Consider the following 26,319-nt stretch of genomic DNA (forward strand, 5'->3'; position numbering starts at 1 on the left):
AACAATAAAAATAAGGCTATGAAAAAAAAATCAATCTTTTTAATCGCCGCAACAGCTACGTTATATTTTAATAATGCTTATGCCCAGGAAACTCCGCAGGATTCTGCAAAAGTTTCTTCCATCGATCAGATTGTCATCACAGGAAATTCAAATCCAAAGAAAAAAATAGAATCCAGTACAGCGATTTCTACCTTCAGTTCCAAAGAAATTCAGAAGCAAAATCCAATCAGTGCAGCTGCTTTATTACAGCGAGTTCCTGGATTTGCGGTGGAAACATCAGGTGGGGAAGTAGGAAATAACCTTTTTGCAAGAGGGATTCCTTCCGCAGGAGCTTACGAGTTTGTGCAGGTACAGGAAGATGGTCTTCCGGTTTTTGAAGACGGTGCTCTTCAGTTTGCCAATGCAGATAACTTTTTCCGTGTAGATAATTCGGTAAACCGTATGGAAGCTTTGAGAGGAGGTTCAGGGTCTATTTTTGCAACCAATTCTCCCGGTGGTTTGATCAACTTTATTACCAGAGAAGGAACCAATGATTTCAGAGGTACCGCAAAATTGGAGACAAGTACATACGGATTGATGCGTACCGATGTGAATGTGGGTGGAGCTTTGGTTCAGGATAAATTATTCTTTAATGTAGGAGGTTTCTACAGAACAGATGACGGGATCAGAAAAACTGGTTTCAAAGCCAATAACGGCGGACAAATCAGGATGAATCTGAAATATGTTTTTGATAAAGGTTATGTAAAAGTATATTACAAAAAACTGGATGACAGAAATACATTCTTCCTTCCTATTCCTTTGGTACAAAACGGCAATAAGCTGAAAGGATTCCAGAATTTTGATCCTAATTATGGAACATACAGTTACAGAGCTATCAGCCAGCTGAATATTCCACAGGCCGGAGGCGGTTTTTTCAACAGAAATCTAGAAGACGGGATTCATCCGAAAGTAGATGTATTAGGAGCTGAGTTTAAATATGATCTTGGAAACAATTTCAGCGTTTTAAACAAGACCAGATACACCAATATCAATATGAACTATACAGGGATTTTCCCGGCAGGAGGTCCACAGACAATGGCAGAATTTGCTAAAAGCAGCGGAATCAGCGGAAACAATTATCAGTATTCATTGGTGAGCAATGGAGCTGTAGTTAATCCTGAATATGTACAGAAACTGGGATTCTGGGCGATTGACAAACAGATGAATAACTTTGTGAATGATTTACAGTTCAATTATAAATTTGATCAGGGAAATATTACGGCAGGTTTTTATAAATCCAACTGGAAATCCCACCAATACTGGAACTGGAGTAATATTCTAACTACTGCTACAGACAGACCGGAATTATTGAATCTGGTAGATACTTCTCTAAGCCCTTTAGATACGGGATATTCAAAAACGTATAACGGAGTTACCAACATGACGTTCTTACAGAGAGATACTCAGACTCAGGGAAGTTTGAATGATCTTTATGTAAACCTGGATTATAATATCACTGATGCCTTAAGTGTAAATGGAGGTCTTCGCTACAGCCATGATTATTATAAAGGGAATTTTGCGAACACTACCTCATCCAATTTAAATAATTCCGGGTTAACAACGGATGGAACTCATGGTTTCAACACTACAACTGCTGATGATAATATGAGTGTTTTAGGAAATAAATACACGTACTGGAATTATAATGTAGATAAGGTGTCTTTCACATTAGCTGCCAATTATAAGGTCAACAGAGAGAATGCAGTATATGCCCGTTTTTCCAATGGTTTCAGATCGCCGAATGAAGAAGCATATTACAATTATTTCTCCAATCCGAATCCTGATAAACCTTTAAAATCAGTAACAACCAATCAGCTGGAAGTAGGATATAAATATTACTCGCGTACCTTTGATATAGCGGTCATTCCGTTCTATTCTACCTTGAAGAACCTTTCATTTACAGATGTTTTCTCTGATGGTAAATCTGAAAATACCTTCGCGAATACAGAAAACTATGGAGTTGAACTGGAAGGTTTTGCCCGTTTATTCAATAATATTTTAGAAGTAACATTCAACGGGACCATTCAGAGTCCAAAATATAAAAACCTTGAGGCAGGAAGCGTTCTTGAAGGAAATGTGGTAAGAAGAATGCCAAAATTTTTCTTCAATATTTCACCGGCAGTCAATATTACAAAAGCATGGAGAACATATGTAAGCATGAATTACTATGGAAAACGTTTCCAGGATGAGAAGAATGTACAGACGTTGCCTTCCTTTACTGAATTTGGAGCGGGAATGTCTTATCAATTAGGGAAAATACGTTTTGCTGTGGATGGAACAAATATCTTTAATACAATCGGTATCACAGAAGGTGACCCAAGAGCGGGTTCTCCAAACGGAGATGGAATCATTATGGCCAGACCTATTATGGGAGCTGCTGCCAGAGCATCAATCACTTTGGATTTCTAAATTCTACTTTCTTTATTATAATGAAACCACCGGAATTTTCCGGTGGTTTCATATTTTTATTTAAAAATTAATCTCCCATTTCATCATAAAGCATCTGTGTGAGATTTAAATAGATTGTTTACTTCAAAAACGGATTATACTGCTTTTCAAATCCAATTGACGTAGGATTTCCGTGACCTGAGAAAACCTGAGTATCATTATCTAAAATGAAAAGTTTTGATTTAATGCCATCAATCAACTGTTCATAATTACCTTTATATAAATCTGTTCTTCCGATGCTGCCTTCAAAAAGAACATCTCCTGAGATCATGAATTTCTGATTTTCGTGATGATAGACTACACTTCCCGGAGAATGTCCCGGAACATGATAAATTGTAAATTTTTCACCATCCAGATCCAATTCATCCCCTTCTTTTATATATTCCACCTCTACTTTTACAGGATCTATCTGCATTCCGAATCTCATTCCGCTTGCCTGAAGCATATCCAAAACTTCCTGATCTTCCTGATGCATCGTTACAGGTACTTTGAATGTATCAAAAGCCCATTGAAGACCCAATACATGATCAATATGTGCGTGGGTAAGAAGAATTTTCTGAATTTTCAGTCCGTTTTCCGAAATGAAACTCTCAATAGCCTGAGTTTCCTGCCCTTTCATATTTCCCGGATCAATTAACCAAGCGTTTTTATTCTCGTTATAAATGATGTAAGTGTTTTCGCTCGCAAAGTTGAATACGAAACCTTGAATCTGAAGCATATCTGAATATTTTTTATTCAAAAATACGATATTATTAAGAAAATGGCTATTTTTCGTTATCTTCGTCATAATGAAAACTTTGCGAATACTCTTACTTACTTTGAGCGGACTGGTTTTTGGACAAAATATCCAAAGTGTTCAGCTGTTCAATCCTCAGACCAATGATGAAACTCCGGTAATCAAGATTGGTGAACAGTTGGTTCTGGGCTTTGATGACCTTACCAACGGCAGTCAGATCTATAGATATACATTCAAACATTATGACAGAAACTGGAACGAGGATAATCTGTTTTTTACAGAATTTGCTACCGGGAGTATGAATGCGCTTCTGGATCAGTTTCAGTATTCTTTTAATACATTACAGGCTTATACCCACTATAAACTTGTTTTTCCAAATGATAAAATCCAGCTGAAAATTTCAGGGAATTATGAACTGATTGTTTACAAAGATTCTGCAGATCAGCCTCTTTTCAAAAAAAGGTTTTACCTGGTAGAAGATGTAACATCTGTAGGGTTAAATATTTCAAGATTTGCAGATGCAAGAAATCCCAATCTTAACCAGAGGGTAGAAGTGAATGTTTCTCCGAAAGGAGGAGATATTTCTTCCAATGTCAATTCAATCACTATGAATGTGATGCAGAATAACAACCCGAATACGACGATTTCTAATCTGAAGCCAAGCAGTGTTTTAGGAAATCAGGTGCTTTTTCAGCAGATGAATCTTACATTTCCGGGAGACAACGAGTTTTATTATTTCGATAATAAAAATATGAATATGGCGGCGGATATGGTACGTACAACCGAAATAAAAGATGATGTCAACCAGACCTATCTGCATCCGGTATGGGCATTCCCTTTAAATTATCAATATCAGCCGGATGTGAATGGAGCATGGTATTACAGAAGAAATGATTTAGGCAGAGAAAGAGATGCAGAAAGAGAAGCGGACTATTCATGGGTGCATTTCTATCTGGAATCAGATCCGGTAGAGAAAGAAATTTATGTTTTGGGAGGGTTTAATAATTATAAACCAAGCAAAGAAAACCAGATGCAGTATGATGCTGCTACGAAGCAGTATGTGGCTAAAATATTCCTGAAACAAGGTTTTTATAACTATGTTTTGGTAACCAAAGAAGGAAATGGAGCATTGAATTTTGGTGAGGTAAACGGTAATTTCTGGCAGACAGAAAACCTTTATCAGGCATTTCTTTATTATGCACCATTCGGAAGAAATTATGACGGGCTGATGGGTTATGGTGAATTCAGGACTCCAATAGCGAATAAACGGTAATGATTTGATATCATTATTATATTAAAATATTCTTATACAATAGGACTATCTTTTGAGATGGTCCTATTTTTTTATCCAAATTAAAAGAATTAAGTCTACCCCTGGCTTTAATCTTTGTTAATTTATAAAATATAATGCACTGAATAGTGAAAAAAAATAATTCACAAAATTTTGATTTTTGTTAAATATATTAATGTAAAATCTTCATTGCAATAAAATTATATTTAAATAATTTTCTTTTTTTTAAAATCATTATTGTGTTTTATTTATTGATTTATAAAATCAATTGAATTTTATTCATTGTTTTTATTGTTTTATTGTGAAAAATCTATACATTCGTTTCCACAATCAACCAAATATTATTATGAAAACGAAATTTATCTTAGTGGCAAGCGTTGCCGCCTGCTCTTTTGTTTTTGGACAAAACACACCATCAAAATTAAATCCGGGGAAAAGCGGATTACATGCAGATTTTATGAGATTTGATAAAAATGCACCTGCTTTTCAGGGAAGTCCTGTTTTATTTGATGAAACTTCACAGAGACTTTCGCCAGGACAAGCTCTTAAACTGGGGCTGGAAAAAGATGCGCTGGGTTTTGAAACTCATAGATTCCAACAGACCGTTAATGATATTCCTGTAGAATACGGAATGATGGCGGTACAAACAAAAGGAGGCAAAATAGTAGGACAATCAGGAAAGTGGGTTCTTCAGCTTCCAAAAGGACTTGAGAAGAAAACCAATATTTCTGAAAATATCGCTCTGCAGAGTGCTTTATCATTCGTAGGGGCAGAATCCTATAAATGGCAGAATAAAGAAGAGGAAGATTTTATCAAAAAAGAATCCAATGATGCTAAAGCAAGTTTTGCTCCTAAAGGTGAATTGGTATATTATTCAGATCCTACAGACGAAAAACTGAATGATTTAACACTAGCTTATAAATTTGATATTTACTCAGAAAAACCATTAAGCAGACAATATGTTTTTGTAGATGCAAAAAATGGAAAAGTTTTGGGAACGGATGCTATTATTCACGAGGTGAATACTCCGGGAACAGCAACTACAGGATATAGCGGAAGCCGTAGTATTGTAGCTGATTCTTATAATGGAAGTTACAGATTAAGAGAGACCGGAAGAAATGCAGGTACAGCTGTAGAAACTTACAACCTGAAAAAAGGGACTAATTATTCAGCAGCAGTAGATTTTACAGATACAGATAATGTATGGAATAATGTAAATACCAACAAAGACCAATATGCTACAGATGCCCATTGGGGAGCAGAAATGACTGTTGATTACTTATATACAAAATTTGGAAGAAAGAGTATTGATAATAATAATTTTGCAATAAAATCTTATGTTCATTACTCTACCAATTATTTTAATGCATTTTGGGATGGCTCCAGAATGACCTATGGTGACGGAAGTTCTACAACTAACGGAGGAAAACCATTAACAGCTATTGATGTCTGTGGACATGAAATTACCCACGGAATGACTTCAAAAACAGCTAATCTTGTGTATCAGAGAGAGCCGGGAGCATTGAACGAAGGTTTTTCTGATATTTTCGGAAACTCAATAGAACGTTGGGCAAGACCAACACAGGCAAGCTGGACATTGGGAGAAGATTTCAATTATGTCATCAGAGATATGTCTAACCCTAATGCCTATCGTCAGCCGGATACTTATAAAGGTACCTACTGGAAAGATGCTACGACTACAGGATGTGCAGTACCGGGACAGACAACCAATGACTATTGTGGAGTTCATACCAATTCAGGAGTCCTTAATTTCTGGTACTATTTATTGGTAACAGGAGGTTCAGGTACCAATGATAACGGTTTTGCTTATAATGTTTCAGGAATCGGACTGGATAAGGCAGGAGCTATTGCTTACAGAACATTAACTAGCTACCTGACCTCATCATCCAATTATGCCAACACAAGAACGTATTCTATCCAGGCAGCTACCGATTTGTATGGCGCAACCAGCAATGAAGTAACCCAGGTTAAAAATGCATGGAACGCAGTAGGTGTAGGAGGAGGAACTTCTGCGGCAGGACTTGTAGCAGCAACTTCAAATATTTCAGCTTATACCATCAGCCCGAATCCTGCCACTGACAGATTCACTATAAACTTTGAAGGTAAAGCAGGAAAAGGAATTGTAGAACTGGTAAGCCTGACAGGGAAGAAAGAGATTTCTGAAAAAGTTGAGATGACAGACGGTTCAAATAAACTGAATATCCAATTGCCTTCTAATATGCTTCCAGGAGTATATGTGGTAACAGTAAACGGGCAGAAAGCTGGAAACCTTATTAAAAAATAGACACCAAAATTTTTAATATATTCAACAAAAAGGCTACAAGTTAATTCTTGTAGCCTTTTGTCTATTTTGAGTGAATCGAATTATACCAAATAGAAATCATTCAGTTTTTCTTCACAAAGTATTTTTACTACATCAATCCAGCGGTCTTCATCATTCAGGCAGGGAATGTAATGGAAATTTTCACCACCTCCATGCATAAACTGCTCTTTTCCTTCTACAGAAATTTCCTCCAAAGTCTCAAGACAGTCAGAAACGAATGCCGGGCACACAATGGCCAGATTTTTTATTCCTTTTTTACCAATTGTTTCCAGCGTTTCATCAGTATAAGGTTCAATCCATTTATCTTTTCCTAATCTTGATTGGAAAGAAACGATTGTCTTTTCTTTAGGTAAATTCAGTTTCTCAATAACACGCTGTGTGGTGTTATAACATTGATGACGATAACAGAATTGATGACTCGGATTATCATCTCTTGAACAGCAGTCATTAAGATTACAGGTCTTGGTAGGATCTGTCTTATAAATATGTCTTTCCGGAACTCCGTGGTAAGAAAACTGAAGGGCATCAAAATTTTCAGGAAGCTTTTCTTTAATACTTTCTGCCAGGCAGTTGATATAAATATCTCTATTGTAGAAAGGCTGAATATAATTGATCTTTACCTTTGGGAACTTCTTTTTTCTTACTTCTTCTGCCTTTTCAATGACCGTTTCCGTTGTACTCATGGCATATTGAGGATATAAAGGAAAAAGAACGATTTCAGTGACTCCCTGATCTACCAGTTTCTGGATACCGGTTTCAATACTGGGTTCTGCATATCTCATTCCTATTTCTACAGGAACATCAACCAGTTTTTGAAGTTTTTTCTGAATTTTTTCCGTGATGACAATCAGTGGAGAACCTTCATCTGTCCAAACTGTTTTATAAGCTTCGGCAGATTTTGCAGGTCTTGTTTTCAGGATAATTCCCTGTACAAGAAGCGCACGAAAGATCCAACGGTAATCGATTACTCTTTCATCCATCAAAAATTCATCAAGATATTCCTTTACGTCGTTTACAGAGGTTGATCTCGGTGATCCGAGGTTGACCAGTAAAATTCCTTTATTATTCAATATTATAATTTTTAATTATGAAACAGACGTTGTAAAATCTGCTACTAATTTTGATACTCTGGCAAAGGTATTACTTTCAAGTAAGCCATTGCTTTCAAATTTGCCTTTTATCCCCTTTATTAATGCCTGATGTTTATCATCCGTTGCTGCTCCAAGAGTTTTTAAAATCATTAATAACTCTTCATGGCCTTTTTCTCCACTAGCTGAAGCGGTGATCACTGCAACGGGCTTTTCTGAAAAAACTGTTGTGGAAACACACCATTCCAACAGATTCTTTAATCTGCCCGGAATACTGAAAATATATTCCGGAGTGGAAAATATAACACCTGCTGAATTTTTAATATCCTCTCTGATCTTCAGGACTTCATCCGGAACATTCTCGTCTGTTATTGCAGTATCAAAATGGGGAAGGACAGAAAGATTATCATACATCAGAAAATCTGTATATCCCATCTTTTCCAGAACCTGTTCCATCAGTTTCTGATTGCTGGAATTTTCTGAAGCACTTCCAATAATGACTACAATTTTCTTTTCGGGAGGCATTTTCAAACTGAATTATCCGTTTACAGCTTCTACTTTTTCTACTAAATCCGGAACGAATTGTTTTAAAATACTTTCAATTCCGTTTTTCAAAGTAGCCGTAGAGCTTGGGCAGCCTGAGCAAGCTCCCTGTAGAAGCATTTTTGCAGTTTTGTTCTCCTGGTCATATTCCATCAATGAAATCTTTCCACCATCATTTTCTACTGCAGGAGCCACATATTCATTTAAAATGTCAGAAATTTTCTGCTCATCTTCCGTATAATCTCTGTTGATGATCTTTTCAACAGGATTTTCGTGTTTCTGAGGTTCTACTTTAGAGATCTCACCTCCGTTTTGAAGATAGTCGGCAATAAGAGCACGAACAGTCATCATCACCTGGTGCCATTCTACAGAATTGTCTCTGGTAACCGCTACAAAATTATCAGAAATGAATACTTCTTTTGTAAATTCAAATTCTTTAAAGATTGCCTGTGCCAAAGGAACTTCCTCAGCTGCTTCCATCGATTTTACTTCTACAAAACCGTCCATCAGTAACTTGTTCGAAACAAATTTCATTACATTAGGATTCGGAGTCATTTCAGCATAGATCTGATACATTTCTTTTTTCTTCTGAAGATAAATTCTTGGGTTGGCCAATAATTCATCCTCAATTACATTTTTCAGACTTTCAGCTACATGTTCCCATTCTATGGTATCCTGTTTTGCTACGGCTACAAAATTAGCTGTAATGAAAACTCTTTCCACAAACGGATAATTGAAAAGTTCCTGTGCCATAGGAATTTCTGAAATATCTGAATTTCTGTCCAACTCTAAAGACCCGGGAATGAGATTGTAATCTGCAACAAATTTCATTACTTTCGGGTTTTCGGTAGGTTCTATAAGTACGGTACGCATTTTTTCGTTAAATTTGAGATACAAAAATACGCATTAGAAGTTAGAAGCTGAAAATTGAGAGTTAGATTTTTGCTATCACTGTAATTTAGAAGTTAGATACCATAGATTATAAGGCAAAAGATCATCATTTTCAATTTGGCATATTTTCAAATTTTCAAATTAATATTATGGCACTTATAAAAGAACTTTTAGGAAAAGCACCACAAATCGGAGAGAACACTTTTTTAGCGGAAACGGCTACTATTATTGGTGATGTTACGATGGGAAGAGACTGCAGCGTTTGGTATAATGCTGTGATCAGAGGCGATGTTCACTATATAAAAATGGGTGACAAGGTAAATGTTCAGGATAATGCAATGCTGCACTGTACCTATCAGAAACATCCGTTGAATATCGGAAATAATGTTTCTATCGGACATAACGCAATTGTTCATGGGTGTACCATTAAAGATAATGTACTGATCGGGATGGGAGCTATTGTAATGGATGACTGCCTGGTGGAAGAAAATTCTATTGTAGGAGCAGGTTCTGTAGTAACTCAGGGCACTCATATCAAATCCGGAGAAGTCTGGGGCGGAGTTCCTGCGAAAAAGATCAAAGATATCAATGCACAGTTATTGGAAGGTGAAGTGGACAGAATTGCGAATAACTATGTTAAATACTCTTCATGGTATAAGGAAAACGTGAAAGATCATCAATTTTAGGTTGTCAAGTGAAGAGTGAATCGTCAATCCGCTGAGCTTGTCAATTATTTTTGGCAGTAAAAAATTCACTATTCACTTGCGAAGCACAATTCACCATTGATCTTGTAAATATAAAAGCTCCGTCCTGAGACAGAGCTTTTTTCGATTTGATATAGATCCTTTGCTTTATTGTTAGTTATTGTCCGGCGTAATCAGTCTGATCTTTCCCTGAATACATTTCAGAGATGTAGGAGGTGTGATCATTACACAATCAGACATAATATTATACTTTTCATTAAAAGTTTTTACTTTATCTGTATAATCATTTACTCTCTGTAAGAAAGCAGTTTCTATTTTCTTTGGATAAGCGATATACAGCTGAGGTCCGCCACAGGATTTTGCCCCCATAGGAGCAAATGCCCACTCACTGGCATCCGTACATTTTTCTCCTGATACTTCAGATTCAATAGAGGCTTTTAATCTATCGAGCTGAGCCTGCTCATATTTCTGACTGGCTTCGTCAGCAGGTCTGTCTGCGATATCTACAGGAAGATTGGCATTGGTATTTTTTGATGTATTACAGGAAACGAGAGTTAATGCAGTACATAATACTATCACAGGGAAATACAAGAATAATTTTTTCACAATAAACTTTTTTCTTTTTAAGAATTTTCAAAACTTATGCCAAGGTAAGAAATTCAAATTCATTTCCGTATTTTTGACGACGATGAACAATCATTTTTTTGACTTAATAGAATATACCAACAGAAGTGTCTTTCTGACCGGGAAAGCCGGAACAGGTAAAACGACGTTTCTCAATGATTTTGTAAGACGTACAAAGAAAAAACATATTGTAGTAGCACCCACGGGAATTGCTGCAATTAATGCGGGAGGAGTTACGATTCATTCCATGTTTGGACTGCCGTTAAGAACTTTTCTTCCTACAACAGAAAGAATAGATACCAGTTTGGCTAATAATATTGCCGATCTGATGCCCCATTTCAAATACCGTAAAGATAAACTTAAACTCCTGAGAGAGGTTGAGATCATTATCATTGATGAGGTTTCAATGTTGAGAGCTGATGTTCTTGATATGATGGATTTTTCTTTGAGATTCATCAGAAGAAATAATCAAAGATTTGGTGGGGTGCAGATGCTTTTTATTGGAGATTTGTTTCAGCTTCCGCCTGTGGTAAGGGATGAGCATATTCTGAAAATGTATTACAATTCACCTTTCTTTTTTGACAGCCATGCTATTAAAGAAATCCCGATTGTTACTATAGAACTGACAAAAGTTTACAGGCAGACAGACCAGGAATTTCTGGCAATTCTGAATGCTATCCGTGATGGTGATGTAGGCAATATAGATTTTAATCATCTCAACGAAAGATATGATCCCGATTTTGATATGGGGAAAGAATCTTATGTATACCTATGTTCTCACAACAGAATGGCTGATGAGATCAACCTTGAGAAACTGGCGGAGATAAAAGTAGATCCTCAAACTTATGAAGCTAAACTTGTAGGTGATTTTAAAGAAAATCAGTTTCCTAACGAACAGTTTTTAGAATTGAAAATTGGAGCCCAGATCATGTTTATCCGAAATGATATTTCCGGCGAAAAGAAATATTTCAATGGGAAGTTAGGAGAGATCATCGGGTTGGATGAAAATGAAATTCGTGTTGCTCTGGATGGAAGCGAAACTGAAATTACAGTTAAAAGAGAAACCTGGGAACAGAAAAAATATTTCCTTGATACCGATAAAAATATCCAGGAAGAAGTATTGGGAAGTTTTGAACAATTTCCGATAAAACTGGCCTGGGCTGTGACCATCCATAAAAGTCAGGGACTGACGTTTGATAAGGTAATCATTGATGCCGGAAAAAGTTTTACGGCCGGTCAGGTATATGTGGCTTTATCCCGTTGCAGAACACTGGAAGGAATTGTTTTAAAATCAAAAATTACCCCTGAAGTTATTTTCAAGGATAACAGGATTTTGCATTTCCATACCGATACTATTGCCAACGACCATGTGGAAGCTATTCTGAATCAGGAAAAATATGACTACAGCATCAGGAAAGTACTTCGTACCCTTGATTGTACCTGGTTTTTAAAAGAAGTGGAAGAGTGGAACAACCTCTCGATTGTAACCAAGAATATTGATCATGCCAAGACTAAGCAGCTTTATCTGCAGTTAAAACATGAAGCGGTAAATCTGGGGAAAATCTTTGAAAAACTGGAACGCATCATTTTCCAGAAAGTCAATAATTTTATTGAACAAAAAGAAGACTGGTCCGAAATTGAAAGTAAATCAAAAGGAGCCGTTAATTTCTTCTTTACAGAAACCAGAAATAAAATTTTCGATCCTTTAAAAGAATTTTATGCAGAAATAAAAGGAGCAAAAGGTTTAAAACAATATAACGAGGAATTCAAGAACTGGCTGGAAGATATTGAAGAATACCTGAACAGCTTAAGAGAGATTTATCTTCTTGAAACGAAACTTTTAGATGAAAAGAATGATAAAGAAATCAATCTGAAAATCGCAAAAGTTCCGTCTCAGGTTTTAACCTTTCAGTTGTTTGAGCAAGGAAAAACTATTGGAGAAATTGCTTTGGAAAGAGGTTTGGTAAAAGAAACAGTGATTGGCCATCTTGCCAAATTTGCAGAACAGGGATTGCTGGATATTGCAAGAGTGATTACTTCAGATAAAATCAAAGCTTTTGAAGATGAATTCTACAAAAATCCCCGCGAAACATTGAGTGAATGGAAGAATGCTCTGCCTAGTCATTTTGAATTTAATGAGATCAGGATTCTGATCAATCATTATAATTATAAAAAAGAAAAGAACTCATAAGAGTTCTTTTTTTATTTACATATGTTCTTGAAAATTAAGGATACATTGTGTTGATTGTATTAATATCTCCGGTTGTAAAGCCTGTTCTGTTATACGTAAAATTTGAGTTGTCTGCTCTTGTGATAGTTGGCAGTCCATTTTTAGAATAAGATGTCGGCCAGTACATCATCACAGAATTAATATTAAAAGGGCCAATGTCCGTTCCTGAATTATAGATATTGAAATTATAAGACTGTCCGCTTTGGATATTGTTCCACAGGATTTTTACATATTGATCCCTGTCTTTACGGGTATGTTCATGATAAAGTCCCACTGTATGTCCCATTTCATGAATTACCGATCCTACAGAAATATACTGGTCCAGAGAAACTGTTTGTTTCCCACCTTGATAGCCGATATGAGCCCAGCCATCTGATCCTGATGAACTTCCAAAAATAAATTCAACATAATTGCTCTGATTGCTGCGATAAATCCATTGAGTATTGGTTTTGTTGTTATACTCGCTGATTGCAGAATTGATTTTATTGACGTTGATAGAACCCATGTTGCTGGCAATAGTGTAGTAAATTTTACCGCTTGGCCATCTTGAAAAGCTTGCACCTCCCTTATTGGCTTCACTGCCTTCTGCCAGCTGTTTGTCAGAAAGGACGATATCTCCCTGGAAAAAATTCAATCCGTTTTTTCTTTCATAGGTAATGTCCTGACCTCCCAATTGTCCTTTTTTAATATTTTCAACATTGAAAGCATTGGTTTGGGCCTCCGAGGTGATTTCTTCATTATTTTTACTACACGATGCTAAAACTGCAGTCATAATAATGCTCATAAGTACAGTTCTTTTTGGAAATATTTTCATAGAAAATAATCCATTGGATTTTTTGTTCATATTAAAGTTTTTTAATGATTTGGTATACGAATATAATGAATATTTCTCTTTTTATTGAATTATTATTGTTAAAGTGTATAGATTTTAATAAAGTGTTTATTCAAAAATCATATAACTAAAATCAGGTAAAGAAAATTTGAATTCCAATAGTTTTTCCCTGAATTAACCGATCGGTTTTATTAATTACAAAAAGTAACTAATGCAGTTTTTATATTTTAAATTTGTATGGTTTTTTGAGACCAAAGAAAAATTAACATCTCAATATGAAAAATTTTGAAATTTCTGTTTTAGATCTTGCACCGGTAAAGCAAGGCAAAAGCATTCACGATACTTTTCAGGATAGCTTATCATTAGCGAATCATGCTGAAAATCTAAATTATAAAAGATTCTGGCTGGCCGAGCATCACAATATGGAAAGTATTGCCAGTTCTGCCACTTCAGTTTTGATCGGTTTTATTGCCAACGGAACCAAGAGAATCAGAGTAGGTTCCGGTGGAATAATGCTTCCGAATCACAGTTCTCTGATCATTGCAGAACAGTTCGGTACTTTGGAATCTCTTTTTCCCGGAAGAATAGATCTTGGGGTTGGAAGAGCACCTGGAACTGACGGATTGACGGCTCAGGCTTTAGGAAGAAACCCTGCTATTATTAATGAACAGTTTCCAAGACAGATTCTGGAGCTTCAGCGTTATTTTTCTAAGGAAAATTCAGATGCTATGGTTCGTGCTATTCCCGGAGAAGGGCTGGATATTCCAATTTATATTCTGGGATCAAGTACAGACAGTGCATGGCTGGCTGCAGAACTTGGTTTACCCTATGCATTTGCAGGACATTTTGCTCCGGAGCAGATGGAAATGGCTTTTAAAATATACAGAGAACATTTTGAACCTTCAAAATATCTGGATAAACCTTATATCATTGCCTGTGTAAACGGTGTGGCAGCAGAAACTTCTGAGGAAGCTCATAAAATCTCTACCACTTTATTTCAGGCCTTCATCAACATCGTAAGAAATGACAGAAAGCCTTTTGCTCCCCCTGTTGACGATATGGACGACATCTGGTCACCAATGGAAAAATCTATGGTTCTACAGAAACTGAGGTATACTTTTATTGGAGATCCGGCTGAAGTTCAGGAAAAGCTTAAAGATTTCCAGGAAAAATTTCAGGTTGATGAACTGATGATCAACTCCCATATCTATGACCATCAGAAAAGATTGAGATCTTACGAAATTTTCAGAGAGGCGGCCAACTCTTTATCCAACGCGTAATAAACCCTTCATAATTAATTGGCAGATGCTTATTTTTATGAGTATCTTTGCAAAAATAAAAAGTAAAAATGTCCGATATTAAATTAAATACTATTCCAGAGGCTATTGAAGACCTTAAAAATGGTAAAATAATCATAGTCGTAGATGATGAAGACAGAGAAAATGAAGGTGATTTTCTTTGTGCAGCAGAGTTGACAACACCGGAAATTATCAATTTTATGGCTCTTCACGGAAGAGGGCTTATTTGTATGCCGCTTCCTGAAAAAAGATGTGATGAGCTTGGGCTTGAAGTGATGGTAAGCAGAAGCAGTGATCCTAAAGAAACTGCTTTCACCGTATCTGTTGACCTTTTAGGAAACGGAACATCTACAGGAATTTCTGCAGGAGACAGAGCAAAAACAATTTTAGCACTGATGGATGAAAAATCCAAACCTACAGATTTTATGAGACCTGGCCACATTTTCCCGCTTCGTGCAAGAAAAGGTGGAGTATTGAAAAGAGCCGGACATACTGAAGCTGCCATTGATCTTACCCATTTATCAGGTTTGAAAGAAGGTGGAGTGATCTGTGAGATCATGAATGAAGATGGAACAATGTCTCGTCTGCCTGAACTTCATGCATTCGCTCAGAAACACGATATGAAAATCGTTTCTATTGAAGATCTGATTCATTATCAGCTTAAAAAAGGAAACCTGGTTGAAAGACTTGAAGAGAAAAAAGTAAAAACGCACTATGGTGAGTTTGATTTTTATGCTTTCAGAGAAACTTCCAATGACCAGATTCACTTTGCATTGACAAAAGGAGCATGGACAGTAGATGAGCCGGTTTTGGTGAGAGTACAGTCTTCTGATTCTTATTTCGATGTATTGACAAGATTGAACAATGGTGAAAAGCCATTACTGGAAAAAGTAACAGGTATGGTAAATGAAGCTGGAAAAGGAGCTATTATTTTTATCAATAATGTTTCTAATTCTGAAAATACATTAAGAAAACTTCAGCAGTTCCTAAACTATCAGGACGGTCAGGAGCAGCATCCTACTTTAGCATACAATTACAGAGATTATGGAATTGGAACGCAGATCTTAAAGAATTTAGGAATTAATAAGTTCAAAGTAATTACTCAAAACCCTAATATCAGACCTCAGGTTGGAGGATATGATGTAGAGGTTACTGAGTTGGTACAGTTATAATCAATGAATAGTCAGCAGTAAGTTTTACTGTTTACAATATAAAAAAAGGTTTAGGACTTCCTAAACCTTTTTTATTGGTATACTTTTATGCGTATAAGATAATGATCTGAATGTAATTCTTAGTTTAATGTGATTCCATCAAAATTTCTGAAACCATTTAAGAAATCTTTCACAGTCATTCTTTTTTTACCTTCCAGCTGAAGTTCCAGTGGATAATATACGCCGTCCTGGGTATAGATTTTAAATTCATTCTTTGAAATATCTAAAGTTCCTGCCGGTTTTCCGTGATCAGAAAGTCCAAATTTACCTCCGAATATTTTTAATCCTTTTTCTTCGTTTTCAATTTTTAAAGTAGTAAAAGCTGCGGGATAAGGAGACATTCCCAGAATAAACTGATGAATAGTTTTTGAAGATTGATCCCACTTGATTCTGGTATCTTCCTTGAAGATTTTGTAAGCATTTTTAGGATGTTCTACCTGTGGCTGAGGTTTTTCTTCAATAGCATTTTCAGCCAGGCCATCTAATGTTTTAACTACGAGTCCTGAACCCATTTCCATCAGTCTGTCGTGAAGGCTTCCAGCATTTTCGTCAGGTAAAATTTCCATTTCCTGCTGAAGAAGAATATTTCCTTCGTCAATTTTTTCATTGATAAAGAACGTCGTGGCTCCGGATTTTTCTTCACCGTTGATTACTGCATAATTAATAGGAGCGGCTCCTCTGTAATCCGGTAGTAAAGAGGCATGAAGATTGAAGGTACCCATTTTAGGCATCTCAAAAAGAACTTTAGGCATCATTCTGAAAGCTACCACTATAAAAACGTCGGCATCCAGTTTCCTAACTTCTTCCAAAAAGTCAGGGTTTCGCAGTTTTTCTGGCTGAAAAACAGGAATATTGTTTTCTTCCGCATATACTTTTACTGGTGATTGGTGTATTTTCTGTCCACGTCCACTTGCTTTATCGGCTACAGTTACAACACCTACCACCTGATGGTGAGATTGATGGATTGCCTCCAAAGAAGTTTTTGCAAACTCAGGAGTTCCTAAAAAAACGACTTTCAATGATTTCATACCGCAAAGATAAGTTTTTGATCTGAGAGTCGGAAGATATTGGAGTTTGAGGGTGGGAGAGTTTTAGAGATAAGATGAGTCTATTTTATCTTTTAATTAAAAAATCATTCTATGCTTATTATTACTCATTATTAATGATTAAGCTCATACGTTCTGAAGTTTAGCATTCTCACTTTCCCTGAATCCAAAAGGAAAATAAGGTTTTCTAAGATATTTTCTTTAGAATGATAACTCAGTTGTATGGAAAGTTCCTCAATCGTTGCCGGCTTTTTAGCTAATAAATTAACGATTTGCTGAGAAATATTCTTACCAAACATAGACTGTTTATTTTTTTCGCAAACAGAACACTGACCACAGTTTTTTGAATTTTTTTCACCAAAATAGGCTAAGATAAGTTTCATTTTACAGTATTCGTTATTTTCTACGTAAAACTTCATTTCTTCCCATTTCTGGATTTTGTTTCTCTGAATATGTTCAAATAACTTCCAGTAAGCGCTATTTACTGCTCTTTCATCACGGGGTTTCAGAAATTTAATACTGGAAAGCGCACCATCAATATATTCAAGGTAATTTTTTTGCTGCAGTTCCTTAAGACGTTCTTTAATCAAAGGGACGCTGATATTGATTTTATTACTTACCTGCTGTTCGCTGAACATTACTTTGTGGGTAGTGATACCGGATACCGTACGGAAAAGAAGCTCCATGAAATAAGCGTCTTTTTGTGGTAATTGATCAATCTCATCAGCTTTGATAAAAAGTTCGAGCGAAGAAAGGCTCTTGTTTTCATTGTAGTAGATGATTTCCTGGTTATGCAGAAAATTAAGTATGTTGTTGATTTTTGCTTTCGACAGTTTGGTGAAATTCTGTATGCCAAGGGTATTCAGCTGAAATGTTTTTTCAGGAAGTTCAAATTCTGCTACCTGAAAAATAGAGTAGAGGTAGCTGATGATCTTTAAAAATTCGGCTTTGTTTGGAGTTTGGTTTTTTAAGATCTGATCAAAATTCAGAAGTTCTTGCTTATTCCAAAGCATGAAGGCAAAACTGTCTTTTCCATCTCTTCCGGCCCTTCCAATTTCCTGATAATAGTTTTCCAGAGAGGCGGCAGGAGAATAATGGATTACAAATCTTACATTGTCTTTGTCAATACCCATTCCAAAGGCATTAGTAGAAATAAGGACATGATTGTCACTGTTGTTCCAAAGATTCTGTCTGGCATTTTTTTCTTTGGTTGTTAAGCCTGCATGAAAATAATCTACATTTTTCAATTGATTTTTCTTTAAAAATTCTGCCAGCAGTTCAGCTTCTTTTCTGGTTCTTACATATACAATCCCAGAATCGTTACTGTATTTTAAAATATCAAAGACACGTTGGAATTTATCAGATACTTCATCTGTAAATATTTTGATATTCTCTCTCTTGAAACTTTTTTGGAAAACAGAAGGGTTCTTCAGTTCCAGTTTATTTTTGATTTCCTCCAAAACTTTTGGTGTTGCAGTGGCAGTCAGGGCAAGGCAGGGGATCTCAGGATTATTACTTCGGAATCCTTTAATATTCTGATAACTTGGCCGGAAATCCTGACCCCATTCTGAAATACAGTGGGCTTCATCAACTGCAATAAAGGATAACTGAATTTCCTGCATATTCTGAATAAACTGACTATTGGTAAGTCTTTCAGGAGAAACATAGAGTAGTTTGGTTAGGCCTTCCTTACAGCGGTTATAAATTGTTTCAGCATCATATTCATCCAGTTCAGATGAAAGGTATTCTGCTTCTATACCACGGAATTTAAGCTGATTTACCTGATCTTTCATCAGTGCAAGCAAAGGAGAAACGACAAGGCATGTTCCTTCTTTCAGTAAAGCAGGCAGTTGATAGCATAATGATTTCCCTGCTCCTGTGGGTAACAAAACTAGAGTATCTTTTTCATTAATGACAGCATTAATAATTTCTTCCTGAGCATCCCTGAAATCGGTATAACCCCAGAAATACTTAAGAGTATCATATTTGAGCTTTTGAAAATCCTGCGGAGAAATCATGTTGTAAAAATAAGGAAAGTATCAATAAAAAAGTCACGCCAGGCGTGACTTTCATATAATATATAAATAAGTTTATTATTTAGCTTCGAAGTATACTCTTCTGTTGGCTCTGTTTTTCCATTCAGGGCATTTTGTTGCTGGTTCGCACTCAGGATATTTAAGGTCTTTTTCACCTTTTCCTACTGCTTGTAGTTTACCTGTTTGAACACCGTTTTTGATCAGATAGTTCTTAACGTTGTTTGCTCTTCTTTCAGATAGTTTTTGGTTGTAAGCGTCAGTACCTCTTGTATCGGTAGCTCCTACTACACTATAAGAACCATTTGAAGAATTAATATAGTTTACAGCATTATTTAAGATTGGAGTGTTTGATGGTAAAATTCTGTCAGAATTTAAATCAAATTCAATTCCTTCCAATTTAGTTTCTGTTTCTACTACAGGTCCTGTTGTTGCTATAGGACATCCGTTATTTTCAACAGGTCCTGGAACCGTTACACATTTGTCGTAAAGGTCAATTACACCATCAAGGTCAGTATCAAGAGCAACTCCGGCACCGTCAACTCTTGCTCCTGCAGGAGTATCAAGTTGTCTGTCCCAATCGTCACATACTCCGTCATTATCAGCATCTCCCTTTTTACATACTTCGATATCCTGGTTTTTATTGGCCAGTACATCCAGTTTGTAATAAATTTCCTGAAGTGGGTCATGCCACATTACATGAGACTCATGTTTTCCTAATTTCAGGGAAACACCTAAAGTCGCATTGAAGAAGTTGTCAGAAACCTGCTCAGAACGCTTATTGATAGCGCTATAAGCATCTCCGCCACCATCAAATTCATCATCACCGGTTACCACATACATTAGTCTACCTTCAATATCAATTCTTCTGTTCACTTTAAACTTCAGACCTGTACCAGCCTGCATGAACATAGATCCTAATTGGAAAGGTTTTACTTCTGTCATCAATCTCTGTTTGTTGTTTCCGTCCTTCTGGTATGCTCTGTAAGCGATAGTACCGATACCTGCATATCCATGAAGAGCCCATCTGTAAGGTGAGTGATTATCAACTCTTCTTAATAAATTAGAGAAGTTGATGTCTCCTAAGATGGAGATAGCATCATACTGAGTTCTTGCTCCTACTGCTGTTGCATCAGGTGCTGAATCTTTAGTATTGAACCATCCTTGTCTGGTTTCACCTTTGTCGTATTGTAGATTGATTCCGAAAGCATGAGTAATAGCTTTGTCTATACTTAGATAGGCTGAATATCCAAAAAGGTTCTTTCCATTACCATTTTTGATTGAAGTCAAATCTGCCGACTGAAGAAGTGGAACTCCAACCCCTGCAGAGATAGACCAATCGTTGAATCTTTTAGATTGATTGGTGAATGGGGAAACATTAGCAGATCCCGAAGAAAATGTATTAGGATATTCTCCTTTTGAAACTGCCGTTGAGTCTTGTGCATAAGTGGCAGAAGGAATTGCCAAAGCAAATGCTACAATTGCTAAACTTAATTTCATAGTGTTATTTTTTTAAGTTAAGTTATTTTAAATGATTTTTTACGCCAAAAAGCGATCTTATGTTATTTTTTTTCAAATCAAACTAGTTGATTTTTAATGTGTTTCATGCTGCTATCCTGAAAATAATGTTAAAGGTATGTAAAAAAATTCGTAGTAGAAAAAAAATAAACCGAAAAGAGTAATTCTTTTCGGTTTTGGTGTATTATGAAAATTATTTCTTCTTTTTCTTAGCAGGTACTTTTTTTACTGCTTTCTTTACAGGTGCATCTTCATAGTCTTTCTTTTTGATAGAATCCCATTCAGATGTTTCTATAAATCTTACTGTAACTTTTCTGTCTGCCATTCTTTCAGCATCTGAAGCTGATGCAGGGATCGTAGCTTCTGCAGAACCTACTCCTCTTGATTTCAGTACATTTTCATTGATACCTCTGGTTTCCAGAGCTCCTACAACAGCAGCTGCTCTTTCTTTTGACAGTCTTAAGTTGTAAGCTGCATTTCCTTTAATATCAGTATGTCCTGTCAATAGATAGTTACCTCCGTTTTCTTTAATAATTGAAGCAGCCAGATCCAATTTTTCATTAGATTCAGGTCTGATAGTCGCTTTATTAAAATTGAAGTAAATATCTTTAAGGGTTTTCTCTACTTCTACAGCAGTTTCCTTGTTGTCTTTTTTGATAGGACATCCGTTGTTTTCAACAGGTCCAGGAACCGTTACACACTTGTCGTAAAGGTCGATTACACCATCCAAATCAACATCAAGAGCAACTCCGGCACCATCCACTCTTGCTCCTGCAGGAGTGTCAAGTTGTCTGTCCCAATCGTCACATACCCCGTCGTTATCAGCATCTCCTTTTTTACATACTTCAATATCCTGGTTTTTATTAGCCAGTACATCCAGTTTGTAATAGATTTCCTGAAGCGGGTCATGCCACATTACATGAGACTCATGTTTTCCTAATTTGAATGTAAGACCTAAAGTCGCATTGAAGAAGTTGTCAGAAACCTGCTCAGAACGTTTGTTGATAGCGCTGTAAGCATCACCACCACCATCAAATTCATCATCACCGGTTACCACATACATTAATCTACCTTCAATATCAATTCTTCTGTTCACTTTAAACTTCAGACCTGTACCAGCCTGAAAGAACATAGAACCTAATTGGAAAGGTTTAATTTCTGTCATCAATGTCTGTCTGTTGTTTCCGTCTTTCTGGTATGTTCTGTACGCAATTGTACCAATACCAGCATATCCATGAAGAGCCCATCTATAAGGAGAATGGTTATCAACTCTTCTTAATAAATTAGAAAAGTTAATGTCTCCTAAGATTGAGATAGCATCATACTGAGTTCTTGCTCCAACTGCTGTTGCATCTGGTGCTGAATCTTTAGTATTGAACCATCCTTGTCTTGTTTCACCTCTGTCATACTGTAGATTGATTCCGAAAGCATGTGTAATTGCTTTATCAATACTTACATAGGCTGAATATCCGAATAGGTTTTTACCATTACCATTTTTGATAGAGGTTAAATCTGCCGACTGAAGAAGCGGAACTCCAGCTCCTACTGAAATAGACCAATCGTTAAATCTTTTAGATTGATTGGTAAATGGAGCAACATTAGCAGATCCTGAAGAAAACGTATTAGGGTATTCTCCTTTTGAAACTGCCATTGAGTCTTGTGCATAAGTGGCAGAAGGAATTGCCAAAGCAAATGCTACAATTGCTAAACTTAATTTCATCGTGTATTATTATTTGATTTCTTTTGAAAAAGAATTTTTAAACTTTTTAATTATTTGATAGGACATCCGTTATTTTCAACAGGCCCTGGAACAGTTACACACTTATCATAAAGGTCAATAACTCCATCAAGATCCATGTCTAAAGCAACTCCAGCACCATCTACTCTTGCTCCAGCAGGAGTGTCAAGCTGTCTATCCCAATCATCACATACTCCATCATTGTCAGCATCTCCTTTTTCGCAAACAACAAGATCTGTTGATGCATTTTCAAGAACGCTGGTTCTGTAGTAAGCTTCCTGAAGTGGGTCATGCCATGCAAGGTGAGATAACTGCTTTCCTAATTTGAAAGATAGTCCTAAACTTACTGTCCAGGCATTATCCGATCTTCTAGAGTTTAGCATGTTATATTTTGAACCGGGTGTGGAAGGATCGTAATCATTAGGATCAGCCCATCCGCCGCCATCGAATTCATCATCACCACTGATGATGTACATGGTTCTTGCTTCAACGTCAATAAGCTTAGAAACATTATATTTTATTCCTACACCTCCCTGATAGAAGATAGAGTTGATATCAATGTCTTGCTTAATGAATAAAGGGGCTCTTCTTGGAGTAGTGCTCCATCTGAATTCGTCATTATCATGTAATGATGTTCTGAATCCCTGAACTCCAATTCCCATATATCCATGGAATGCCCATCTGTATGGGGAATGGTTGTCTACTCTTCGGAATAAGTTTGAGAAGTTGATATCACCTAATAAAGAGATGTTGTCAAACTGTGTTGTTGCAGTAGCTATTCCTGATTTTACACCTGCAGCACCGGGAAGCTGTGCTGTCTGTTTTGTTTCTCCTCTCATATACATAACGCTTAAACCGAATGCATGTGTGATTTGTTTGTCTACGCTTACATAGGCATTGTACCCCCAATTGATCTTATCCTTGCGGATAGATTTTAAATCGGAGTGAACCATAAATGCCGGACCTCCTCCGACAGAAATAGACCAGTCTTTGAAACGTCTGGCTTTATTGTCGAAAGTTTGTACATTGGCGGAGCCTGAGGAGAATGTATTAGGATACTCTGTGGAAGAGTTTACTGTAGTGCTGCTGTTCTGTGCGAAAGCTGCAATTGGCAATGTTGTAGCCAATAATAATAAACCTAATTTCATACAATATGTTTTATGTTTTAAATAAAATCTTTTAATAATACTCTGGAAAAATCCCTTTCAAAAAGATGTTTTTTATGAGGGATTTCTAATCTTTCTGATTTAAAATTTAATTCATTGTACTTAATGATATCAATGTCTATTATCCTGTCAGTATAACCTCCGGATACTTTTGAATCATTAATTCTTCCCATCTCAACTTCTATATTCTTAATACAATCAAGCAGTTGAATTGGTGAAAGAGGAGTGAATATTATTGCTGCAATATTACAAAAAATATTGGAACTGGCAAACTCTACGGGTTCAGACATTAAATATTCGCTGGTTTGTGAAATTTGATTTCCAGCATCTTTTATCTTATTTAATGCGTGCTCTACATTTTTTTTTTGCTCTCCTAAGTTACTTCCTAGTAACAAAACGACCTTATGCTGCGACATATTGGAAAATTGATTGATTTATGAGAAGTTTCTTCAAAAATGTTTTGGCAAATATAGTAGCAATTGTCATACTTTGCGCTTTATTTTTCATCTTTTTCATTATGATGCTCGTGTTCAGTTCTATGGGAAATGATAAGTCGGTGGCGGTGAAAAAGAACTCGGTTCTTACGATTAATTTAAAGACAAATATAATCGATAGTCCTACTGAAGAGGAGATGGGATTGTTTGGTATAGGTGCCCAAAATAAAAGTGTCCTTTTATATGATGCATTGGAAGCTATTAATAAAGCTAAGACCGATGATAATATTAAAGGAATCAGTATTGAAGCTGATAATTTGAATGCAGGTCTCACTCAGATTGATGATCTTAGAAATGCGATTGAAGATTTTAAGAAGAGCGGAAAATTTGTGTATGCTTACGGAAACGGAGTTTCACAATCGGCTTACTATTTAGGATCTGTTGCGGATAAATATTATCTGCATCCTGCAGGAGGTATTGAATTGAAAGGTCTTTCTACTGAAGTTACTTTCTTTAAAGATTTTGCAGATAAATATGGTGTTGGAATAGAAGTTATTCGACATGGTAAATTTAAATCTGCGGTTGAACCTTTTTTAAGAAATGATATTTCTCCGGAAAATAAAGAACAGTTAAGTACTCTTCTGAATGACCTTTGGAAAAATACATCCAATAAAATGGCTGCTTCAAGAAAAATTGATACGGCTCAGTTCAGAACGGTTACTGACAGTTTATATGGAATGATTCCTGAACAGAGCTTGAAATATAAGCTTGCAGATAAACTTATTCAGAAATCGGAATATGAAGATCTTCTTAAGACAAAACTGAATGTAAATAACGAAGAGAAGCTGAACAAAATCTCTCTGACAAGTTATATCAGTTCTTATGCTGATGAAGATAAATCCGGTGAAAAGATTGCAATATTGTATGCTTCAGGATCTATCAACAACGGAGATGAGTATAATGATATTCATTCTGAGAAATACGTGAAGTATATTAAAAAACTTCAGGATGATGATAAGGTGAAAGCAGTAGTTTTCAGAATCAATTCTCCGGGGGGAAGCGCTAATGCTTCTGATGAGATTCTATTTGAATTGCAGCAGTTGAAAAAGAAAAAGCCGTTGGTGGTTTCTTTTGGTGATTATGCGGCTTCGGGAGGATATTATGTTGCTATGGCAGCTGATAAAATTTATTCTGAGCCTAATACACTTACCGGTTCTATCGGAGTATTTGGGGTAATGCCTTATTATAAAGATATTGCAAACAAAAACGGAATTCGTGCGGATATTGTTTCTACGAATGCTAATTCTATGTATTATTCAGGATTAAACGGAGTTACTCCTTATGGGGTAAATATGATGACGAGAAGTGTGGAAGGTACTTATAAGAGATTTGTACATTTTGTGACTCAGAACAGGAAGAAAACTTTTGAGCAGATTGATAATGTAGGAGGCGGTAGAGTATGGAGCGGAGTTCGTGCCAAAGAGATCGGTTTAGTAGATGAGCTTGGTACTTTGAATGATGCTGTGAAATTTGCTGCACAGAAAGCAGGATTGAAGACTTACCAGATCGATGCTTTCCCTAAGAGAATGTCACCATTTGAGCAAATCTTCAAGGATCTGAATGAAGAGGATGTTTCTGCCAGAATTATTAAGAATAAGATTGGTAAATCCAACTATGAGATTCTACAGCAGATTACAGACAAAAAATTACAGTCTGAGGTGAAGATGGAAATGCCTTACCAGATCAGAATCAACAACTAACTAAATTTATATTGTATACAAAAATCCCGGATCTGAAATTTCAGATCCGGGATTTTATTTTTTTTATCAGCGTTATTATCAGCTTTTCTTGGTAGCCATCCCATAAATCCAGAGGATAATTAAAGCTCCTCCGATTGAAAGAATCCAGCTTCTAGGATTCCAGAATGAAGAGACATCTCCCCAGTGTAGAATGTAGACTCCTATAGCTCCTCCTACAAATGCTCCCAAAATTCCCAGTATGATAGTGATTAGCCATCCTCCTCCCTGAGTTCCGGGCATGATCATTTTAGCGATTGCACCTGCAATAAGACCGAATAAGATCCATGTTAGTATTCCCATAGTTGC

General features: G+C 36.3%; 21 protein-coding genes. 8 read left to right on the forward strand and 13 right to left on the reverse strand.

Going from position 1 to position 26,319, the window contains the following annotated elements:
- Positions 1 to 18: 18 nt before the first annotated feature.
- Entirely contained in the window at positions 19 to 2,448 is a 2,430-nt protein-coding gene (locus GFU89_RS07795) for a TonB-dependent receptor (RefSeq protein WP_318846596.1), read from the forward strand.
- A gap of 118 nt (positions 2,449 to 2,566) precedes the next feature.
- Here the strand turns inward: GFU89_RS07795 and GFU89_RS07800 are convergent, their stop codons facing one another.
- Entirely contained in the window at positions 2,567 to 3,205 is a 639-nt protein-coding gene (locus GFU89_RS07800) for an MBL fold metallo-hydrolase (RefSeq protein ID WP_318847158.1), read from the reverse strand.
- 70 nt (positions 3,206 to 3,275) lie between these two features.
- Between GFU89_RS07800 and GFU89_RS07805 the strand changes: the two genes are divergently transcribed.
- Both GFU89_RS07805 and GFU89_RS07810 read left to right on the forward strand, forming a co-directional pair.
- Complete coding sequence (locus GFU89_RS07805) at positions 3,276 to 4,496, forward strand: DUF5103 domain-containing protein (RefSeq protein ID WP_318846597.1); 1,221 nt, start codon at positions 3,276 to 3,278, stop codon at positions 4,494 to 4,496.
- Between the two features lie 364 nt (positions 4,497 to 4,860).
- Entirely contained in the window at positions 4,861 to 6,819 is a 1,959-nt protein-coding gene (locus tag GFU89_RS07810) for a M4 family metallopeptidase (RefSeq protein WP_318846598.1), read from the forward strand.
- 80 nt (positions 6,820 to 6,899) lie between these two features.
- On the opposite strand, the gene hemH is transcribed toward GFU89_RS07810, so the two are convergent.
- Genes hemH through GFU89_RS07825 form a run of 3 tightly spaced genes read right to left on the reverse strand, consistent with a single transcriptional unit; the run spans position 6,900 to position 9,362 of the window.
- A complete protein-coding gene (gene hemH, locus GFU89_RS07815; RefSeq protein WP_318846599.1) occupies positions 6,900 to 7,928 on the reverse strand; it encodes a ferrochelatase in 1,029 nt (342 codons plus the stop codon).
- A gap of 15 nt (positions 7,929 to 7,943) precedes the next feature.
- A complete protein-coding gene (locus GFU89_RS07820; RefSeq protein WP_318846600.1) occupies positions 7,944 to 8,471 on the reverse strand; it encodes an NAD(P)H-dependent oxidoreductase in 528 nt (175 codons plus the stop codon).
- A gap of 12 nt (positions 8,472 to 8,483) precedes the next feature.
- A complete protein-coding gene (locus tag GFU89_RS07825) occupies positions 8,484 to 9,362 on the reverse strand; it encodes a NifU family protein (RefSeq protein WP_318846601.1) in 879 nt (292 codons plus the stop codon).
- A gap of 167 nt (positions 9,363 to 9,529) precedes the next feature.
- On the opposite strand from GFU89_RS07825, the gene GFU89_RS07830 reads away from it, so the two are divergent.
- Complete coding sequence (locus tag GFU89_RS07830; RefSeq protein WP_309436084.1) at positions 9,530 to 10,066, forward strand: gamma carbonic anhydrase family protein; 537 nt, start codon at positions 9,530 to 9,532, stop codon at positions 10,064 to 10,066.
- A 171-nt stretch (positions 10,067 to 10,237) separates the two neighbouring features.
- On the opposite strand, the gene GFU89_RS07835 is transcribed toward GFU89_RS07830, so the two are convergent.
- Positions 10,238 to 10,690 (reverse strand): hypothetical protein, encoded by a 453-nt coding sequence (locus GFU89_RS07835; protein WP_318846602.1) that lies wholly within the window; start codon positions 10,688 to 10,690, stop codon positions 10,238 to 10,240.
- A gap of 82 nt (positions 10,691 to 10,772) precedes the next feature.
- Between GFU89_RS07835 and GFU89_RS07840 the strand changes: the two genes are divergently transcribed.
- The gene (locus GFU89_RS07840; RefSeq protein WP_318846603.1) at positions 10,773 to 12,899 is read left to right on the forward strand and encodes a helix-turn-helix domain-containing protein; all 2,127 of its coding nucleotides are present in this window, start codon (positions 10,773 to 10,775) and stop codon (positions 12,897 to 12,899) included.
- 34 nt (positions 12,900 to 12,933) lie between these two features.
- On the opposite strand, the gene GFU89_RS07845 is transcribed toward GFU89_RS07840, so the two are convergent.
- A complete protein-coding gene (locus GFU89_RS07845; protein WP_318846604.1) occupies positions 12,934 to 13,782 on the reverse strand; it encodes a M12 family metallopeptidase in 849 nt (282 codons plus the stop codon).
- A 263-nt stretch (positions 13,783 to 14,045) separates the two neighbouring features.
- Between GFU89_RS07845 and GFU89_RS07850 the strand changes: the two genes are divergently transcribed.
- Both GFU89_RS07850 and ribB read left to right on the forward strand, forming a co-directional pair.
- Positions 14,046 to 15,050 carry an LLM class flavin-dependent oxidoreductase gene (locus tag GFU89_RS07850; protein ID WP_318846605.1) on the forward strand — a complete coding sequence of 335 codons (1,005 nt, stop codon included), beginning with the start codon at positions 14,046 to 14,048 and terminating at the stop codon, positions 15,048 to 15,050.
- A gap of 68 nt (positions 15,051 to 15,118) precedes the next feature.
- A complete protein-coding gene (ribB, locus tag GFU89_RS07855) occupies positions 15,119 to 16,240 on the forward strand; it encodes a 3,4-dihydroxy-2-butanone-4-phosphate synthase (RefSeq protein ID WP_318846606.1) in 1,122 nt (373 codons plus the stop codon).
- Positions 16,241 to 16,359: 119 nt separating this feature from the next.
- Here ribB and fmt read toward each other — a convergent pair whose 3' ends face one another.
- From fmt to folK, 6 genes are all read right to left on the reverse strand, one after another.
- The gene (gene fmt, locus GFU89_RS07860; RefSeq protein WP_318846607.1) at positions 16,360 to 17,307 is read right to left on the reverse strand and encodes a methionyl-tRNA formyltransferase; all 948 of its coding nucleotides are present in this window, start codon (positions 17,305 to 17,307) and stop codon (positions 16,360 to 16,362) included.
- A 131-nt stretch (positions 17,308 to 17,438) separates the two neighbouring features.
- Positions 17,439 to 19,343, reverse strand: coding sequence for an ATP-dependent DNA helicase RecQ (locus GFU89_RS07865; RefSeq protein ID WP_318846608.1), 1,905 nt, complete (start codon positions 19,341 to 19,343; stop codon positions 17,439 to 17,441).
- A 75-nt stretch (positions 19,344 to 19,418) separates the two neighbouring features.
- Positions 19,419 to 20,858, reverse strand: a complete 1,440-nt coding sequence (locus GFU89_RS07870; RefSeq protein WP_318846609.1) for an OmpA family protein — start codon at positions 20,856 to 20,858, stop codon at positions 19,419 to 19,421.
- Between the two features lie 211 nt (positions 20,859 to 21,069).
- Positions 21,070 to 22,596, reverse strand: a complete 1,527-nt coding sequence (locus tag GFU89_RS07875; protein ID WP_318846610.1) for an OmpA family protein — start codon at positions 22,594 to 22,596, stop codon at positions 21,070 to 21,072.
- Positions 22,597 to 22,646: 50 nt separating this feature from the next.
- Positions 22,647 to 23,762, reverse strand: coding sequence for an OmpA family protein (locus tag GFU89_RS07880; protein ID WP_318846611.1), 1,116 nt, complete (start codon positions 23,760 to 23,762; stop codon positions 22,647 to 22,649).
- Positions 23,763 to 23,779: 17 nt separating this feature from the next.
- Complete coding sequence (gene folK, locus GFU89_RS07885; RefSeq protein WP_318846612.1) at positions 23,780 to 24,196, reverse strand: 2-amino-4-hydroxy-6-hydroxymethyldihydropteridine diphosphokinase; 417 nt, start codon at positions 24,194 to 24,196, stop codon at positions 23,780 to 23,782.
- A 20-nt stretch (positions 24,197 to 24,216) separates the two neighbouring features.
- Between folK and sppA the strand changes: the two genes are divergently transcribed.
- Positions 24,217 to 25,974 carry a signal peptide peptidase SppA gene (gene sppA, locus GFU89_RS07890; protein WP_318846613.1) on the forward strand — a complete coding sequence of 586 codons (1,758 nt, stop codon included), beginning with the start codon at positions 24,217 to 24,219 and terminating at the stop codon, positions 25,972 to 25,974.
- 78 nt (positions 25,975 to 26,052) lie between these two features.
- Here sppA and GFU89_RS07895 read toward each other — a convergent pair whose 3' ends face one another.
- Entirely contained in the window at positions 26,053 to 26,313 is a 261-nt protein-coding gene (locus GFU89_RS07895; RefSeq protein ID WP_318846614.1) for a GlsB/YeaQ/YmgE family stress response membrane protein, read from the reverse strand.
- Positions 26,314 to 26,319 lie beyond the last annotated feature (6 nt).

Origin of the sequence: Chryseobacterium sp. JV558 (assembly GCF_033712365.1) — a bacterium.
In the GTDB taxonomy this organism is placed as follows: Bacteria; Bacteroidota; Bacteroidia; order Flavobacteriales; family Weeksellaceae; genus Chryseobacterium.

What these genes read in the sequence shown, in the direction of transcription:
- GFU89_RS07795 (WP_318846596.1), top strand. Translation starts at nt 19, where the DNA reads ATGAAAAAAAAATCAATCTTTTTAATCGCCGCAACAGCTACGTTATAT.
- GFU89_RS07800 (WP_318847158.1), bottom strand. Translation starts at nt 3,205, where the DNA reads ATGCTTCAGATTCAAGGTTTCGTATTCAACTTTGCGAGCGAAAACACT.
- GFU89_RS07805 (WP_318846597.1), top strand. Translation starts at nt 3,276, where the DNA reads ATGAAAACTTTGCGAATACTCTTACTTACTTTGAGCGGACTGGTTTTT.
- GFU89_RS07810 (WP_318846598.1), top strand. Translation starts at nt 4,861, where the DNA reads ATGAAAACGAAATTTATCTTAGTGGCAAGCGTTGCCGCCTGCTCTTTT.
- GFU89_RS07820 (WP_318846600.1), bottom strand. Translation starts at nt 8,471, where the DNA reads ATGCCTCCCGAAAAGAAAATTGTAGTCATTATTGGAAGTGCTTCAGAA.
- GFU89_RS07825 (WP_318846601.1), bottom strand. Translation starts at nt 9,362, where the DNA reads ATGCGTACCGTACTTATAGAACCTACCGAAAACCCGAAAGTAATGAAA.
- GFU89_RS07830 (WP_309436084.1), top strand. Translation starts at nt 9,530, where the DNA reads ATGGCACTTATAAAAGAACTTTTAGGAAAAGCACCACAAATCGGAGAG.
- GFU89_RS07840 (WP_318846603.1), top strand. Translation starts at nt 10,773, where the DNA reads ATGAACAATCATTTTTTTGACTTAATAGAATATACCAACAGAAGTGTC.
- GFU89_RS07845 (WP_318846604.1), bottom strand. Translation starts at nt 13,782, where the DNA reads ATGAACAAAAAATCCAATGGATTATTTTCTATGAAAATATTTCCAAAA.
- GFU89_RS07850 (WP_318846605.1), top strand. Translation starts at nt 14,046, where the DNA reads ATGAAAAATTTTGAAATTTCTGTTTTAGATCTTGCACCGGTAAAGCAA.
- ribB (WP_318846606.1), top strand. Translation starts at nt 15,119, where the DNA reads ATGTCCGATATTAAATTAAATACTATTCCAGAGGCTATTGAAGACCTT.
- fmt (WP_318846607.1), bottom strand. Translation starts at nt 17,307, where the DNA reads ATGAAATCATTGAAAGTCGTTTTTTTAGGAACTCCTGAGTTTGCAAAA.
- GFU89_RS07865 (WP_318846608.1), bottom strand. Translation starts at nt 19,343, where the DNA reads ATGATTTCTCCGCAGGATTTTCAAAAGCTCAAATATGATACTCTTAAG.
- GFU89_RS07870 (WP_318846609.1), bottom strand. Translation starts at nt 20,858, where the DNA reads ATGAAATTAAGTTTAGCAATTGTAGCATTTGCTTTGGCAATTCCTTCT.
- GFU89_RS07875 (WP_318846610.1), bottom strand. Translation starts at nt 22,596, where the DNA reads ATGAAATTAAGTTTAGCAATTGTAGCATTTGCTTTGGCAATTCCTTCT.
- GFU89_RS07880 (WP_318846611.1), bottom strand. Translation starts at nt 23,762, where the DNA reads ATGAAATTAGGTTTATTATTATTGGCTACAACATTGCCAATTGCAGCT.
- folK (WP_318846612.1), bottom strand. Translation starts at nt 24,196, where the DNA reads ATGTCGCAGCATAAGGTCGTTTTGTTACTAGGAAGTAACTTAGGAGAG.
- sppA (WP_318846613.1), top strand. Translation starts at nt 24,217, where the DNA reads ATGAGAAGTTTCTTCAAAAATGTTTTGGCAAATATAGTAGCAATTGTC.
- GFU89_RS07895 (WP_318846614.1), bottom strand. Translation starts at nt 26,313, where the DNA reads ATGGGAATACTAACATGGATCTTATTCGGTCTTATTGCAGGTGCAATC.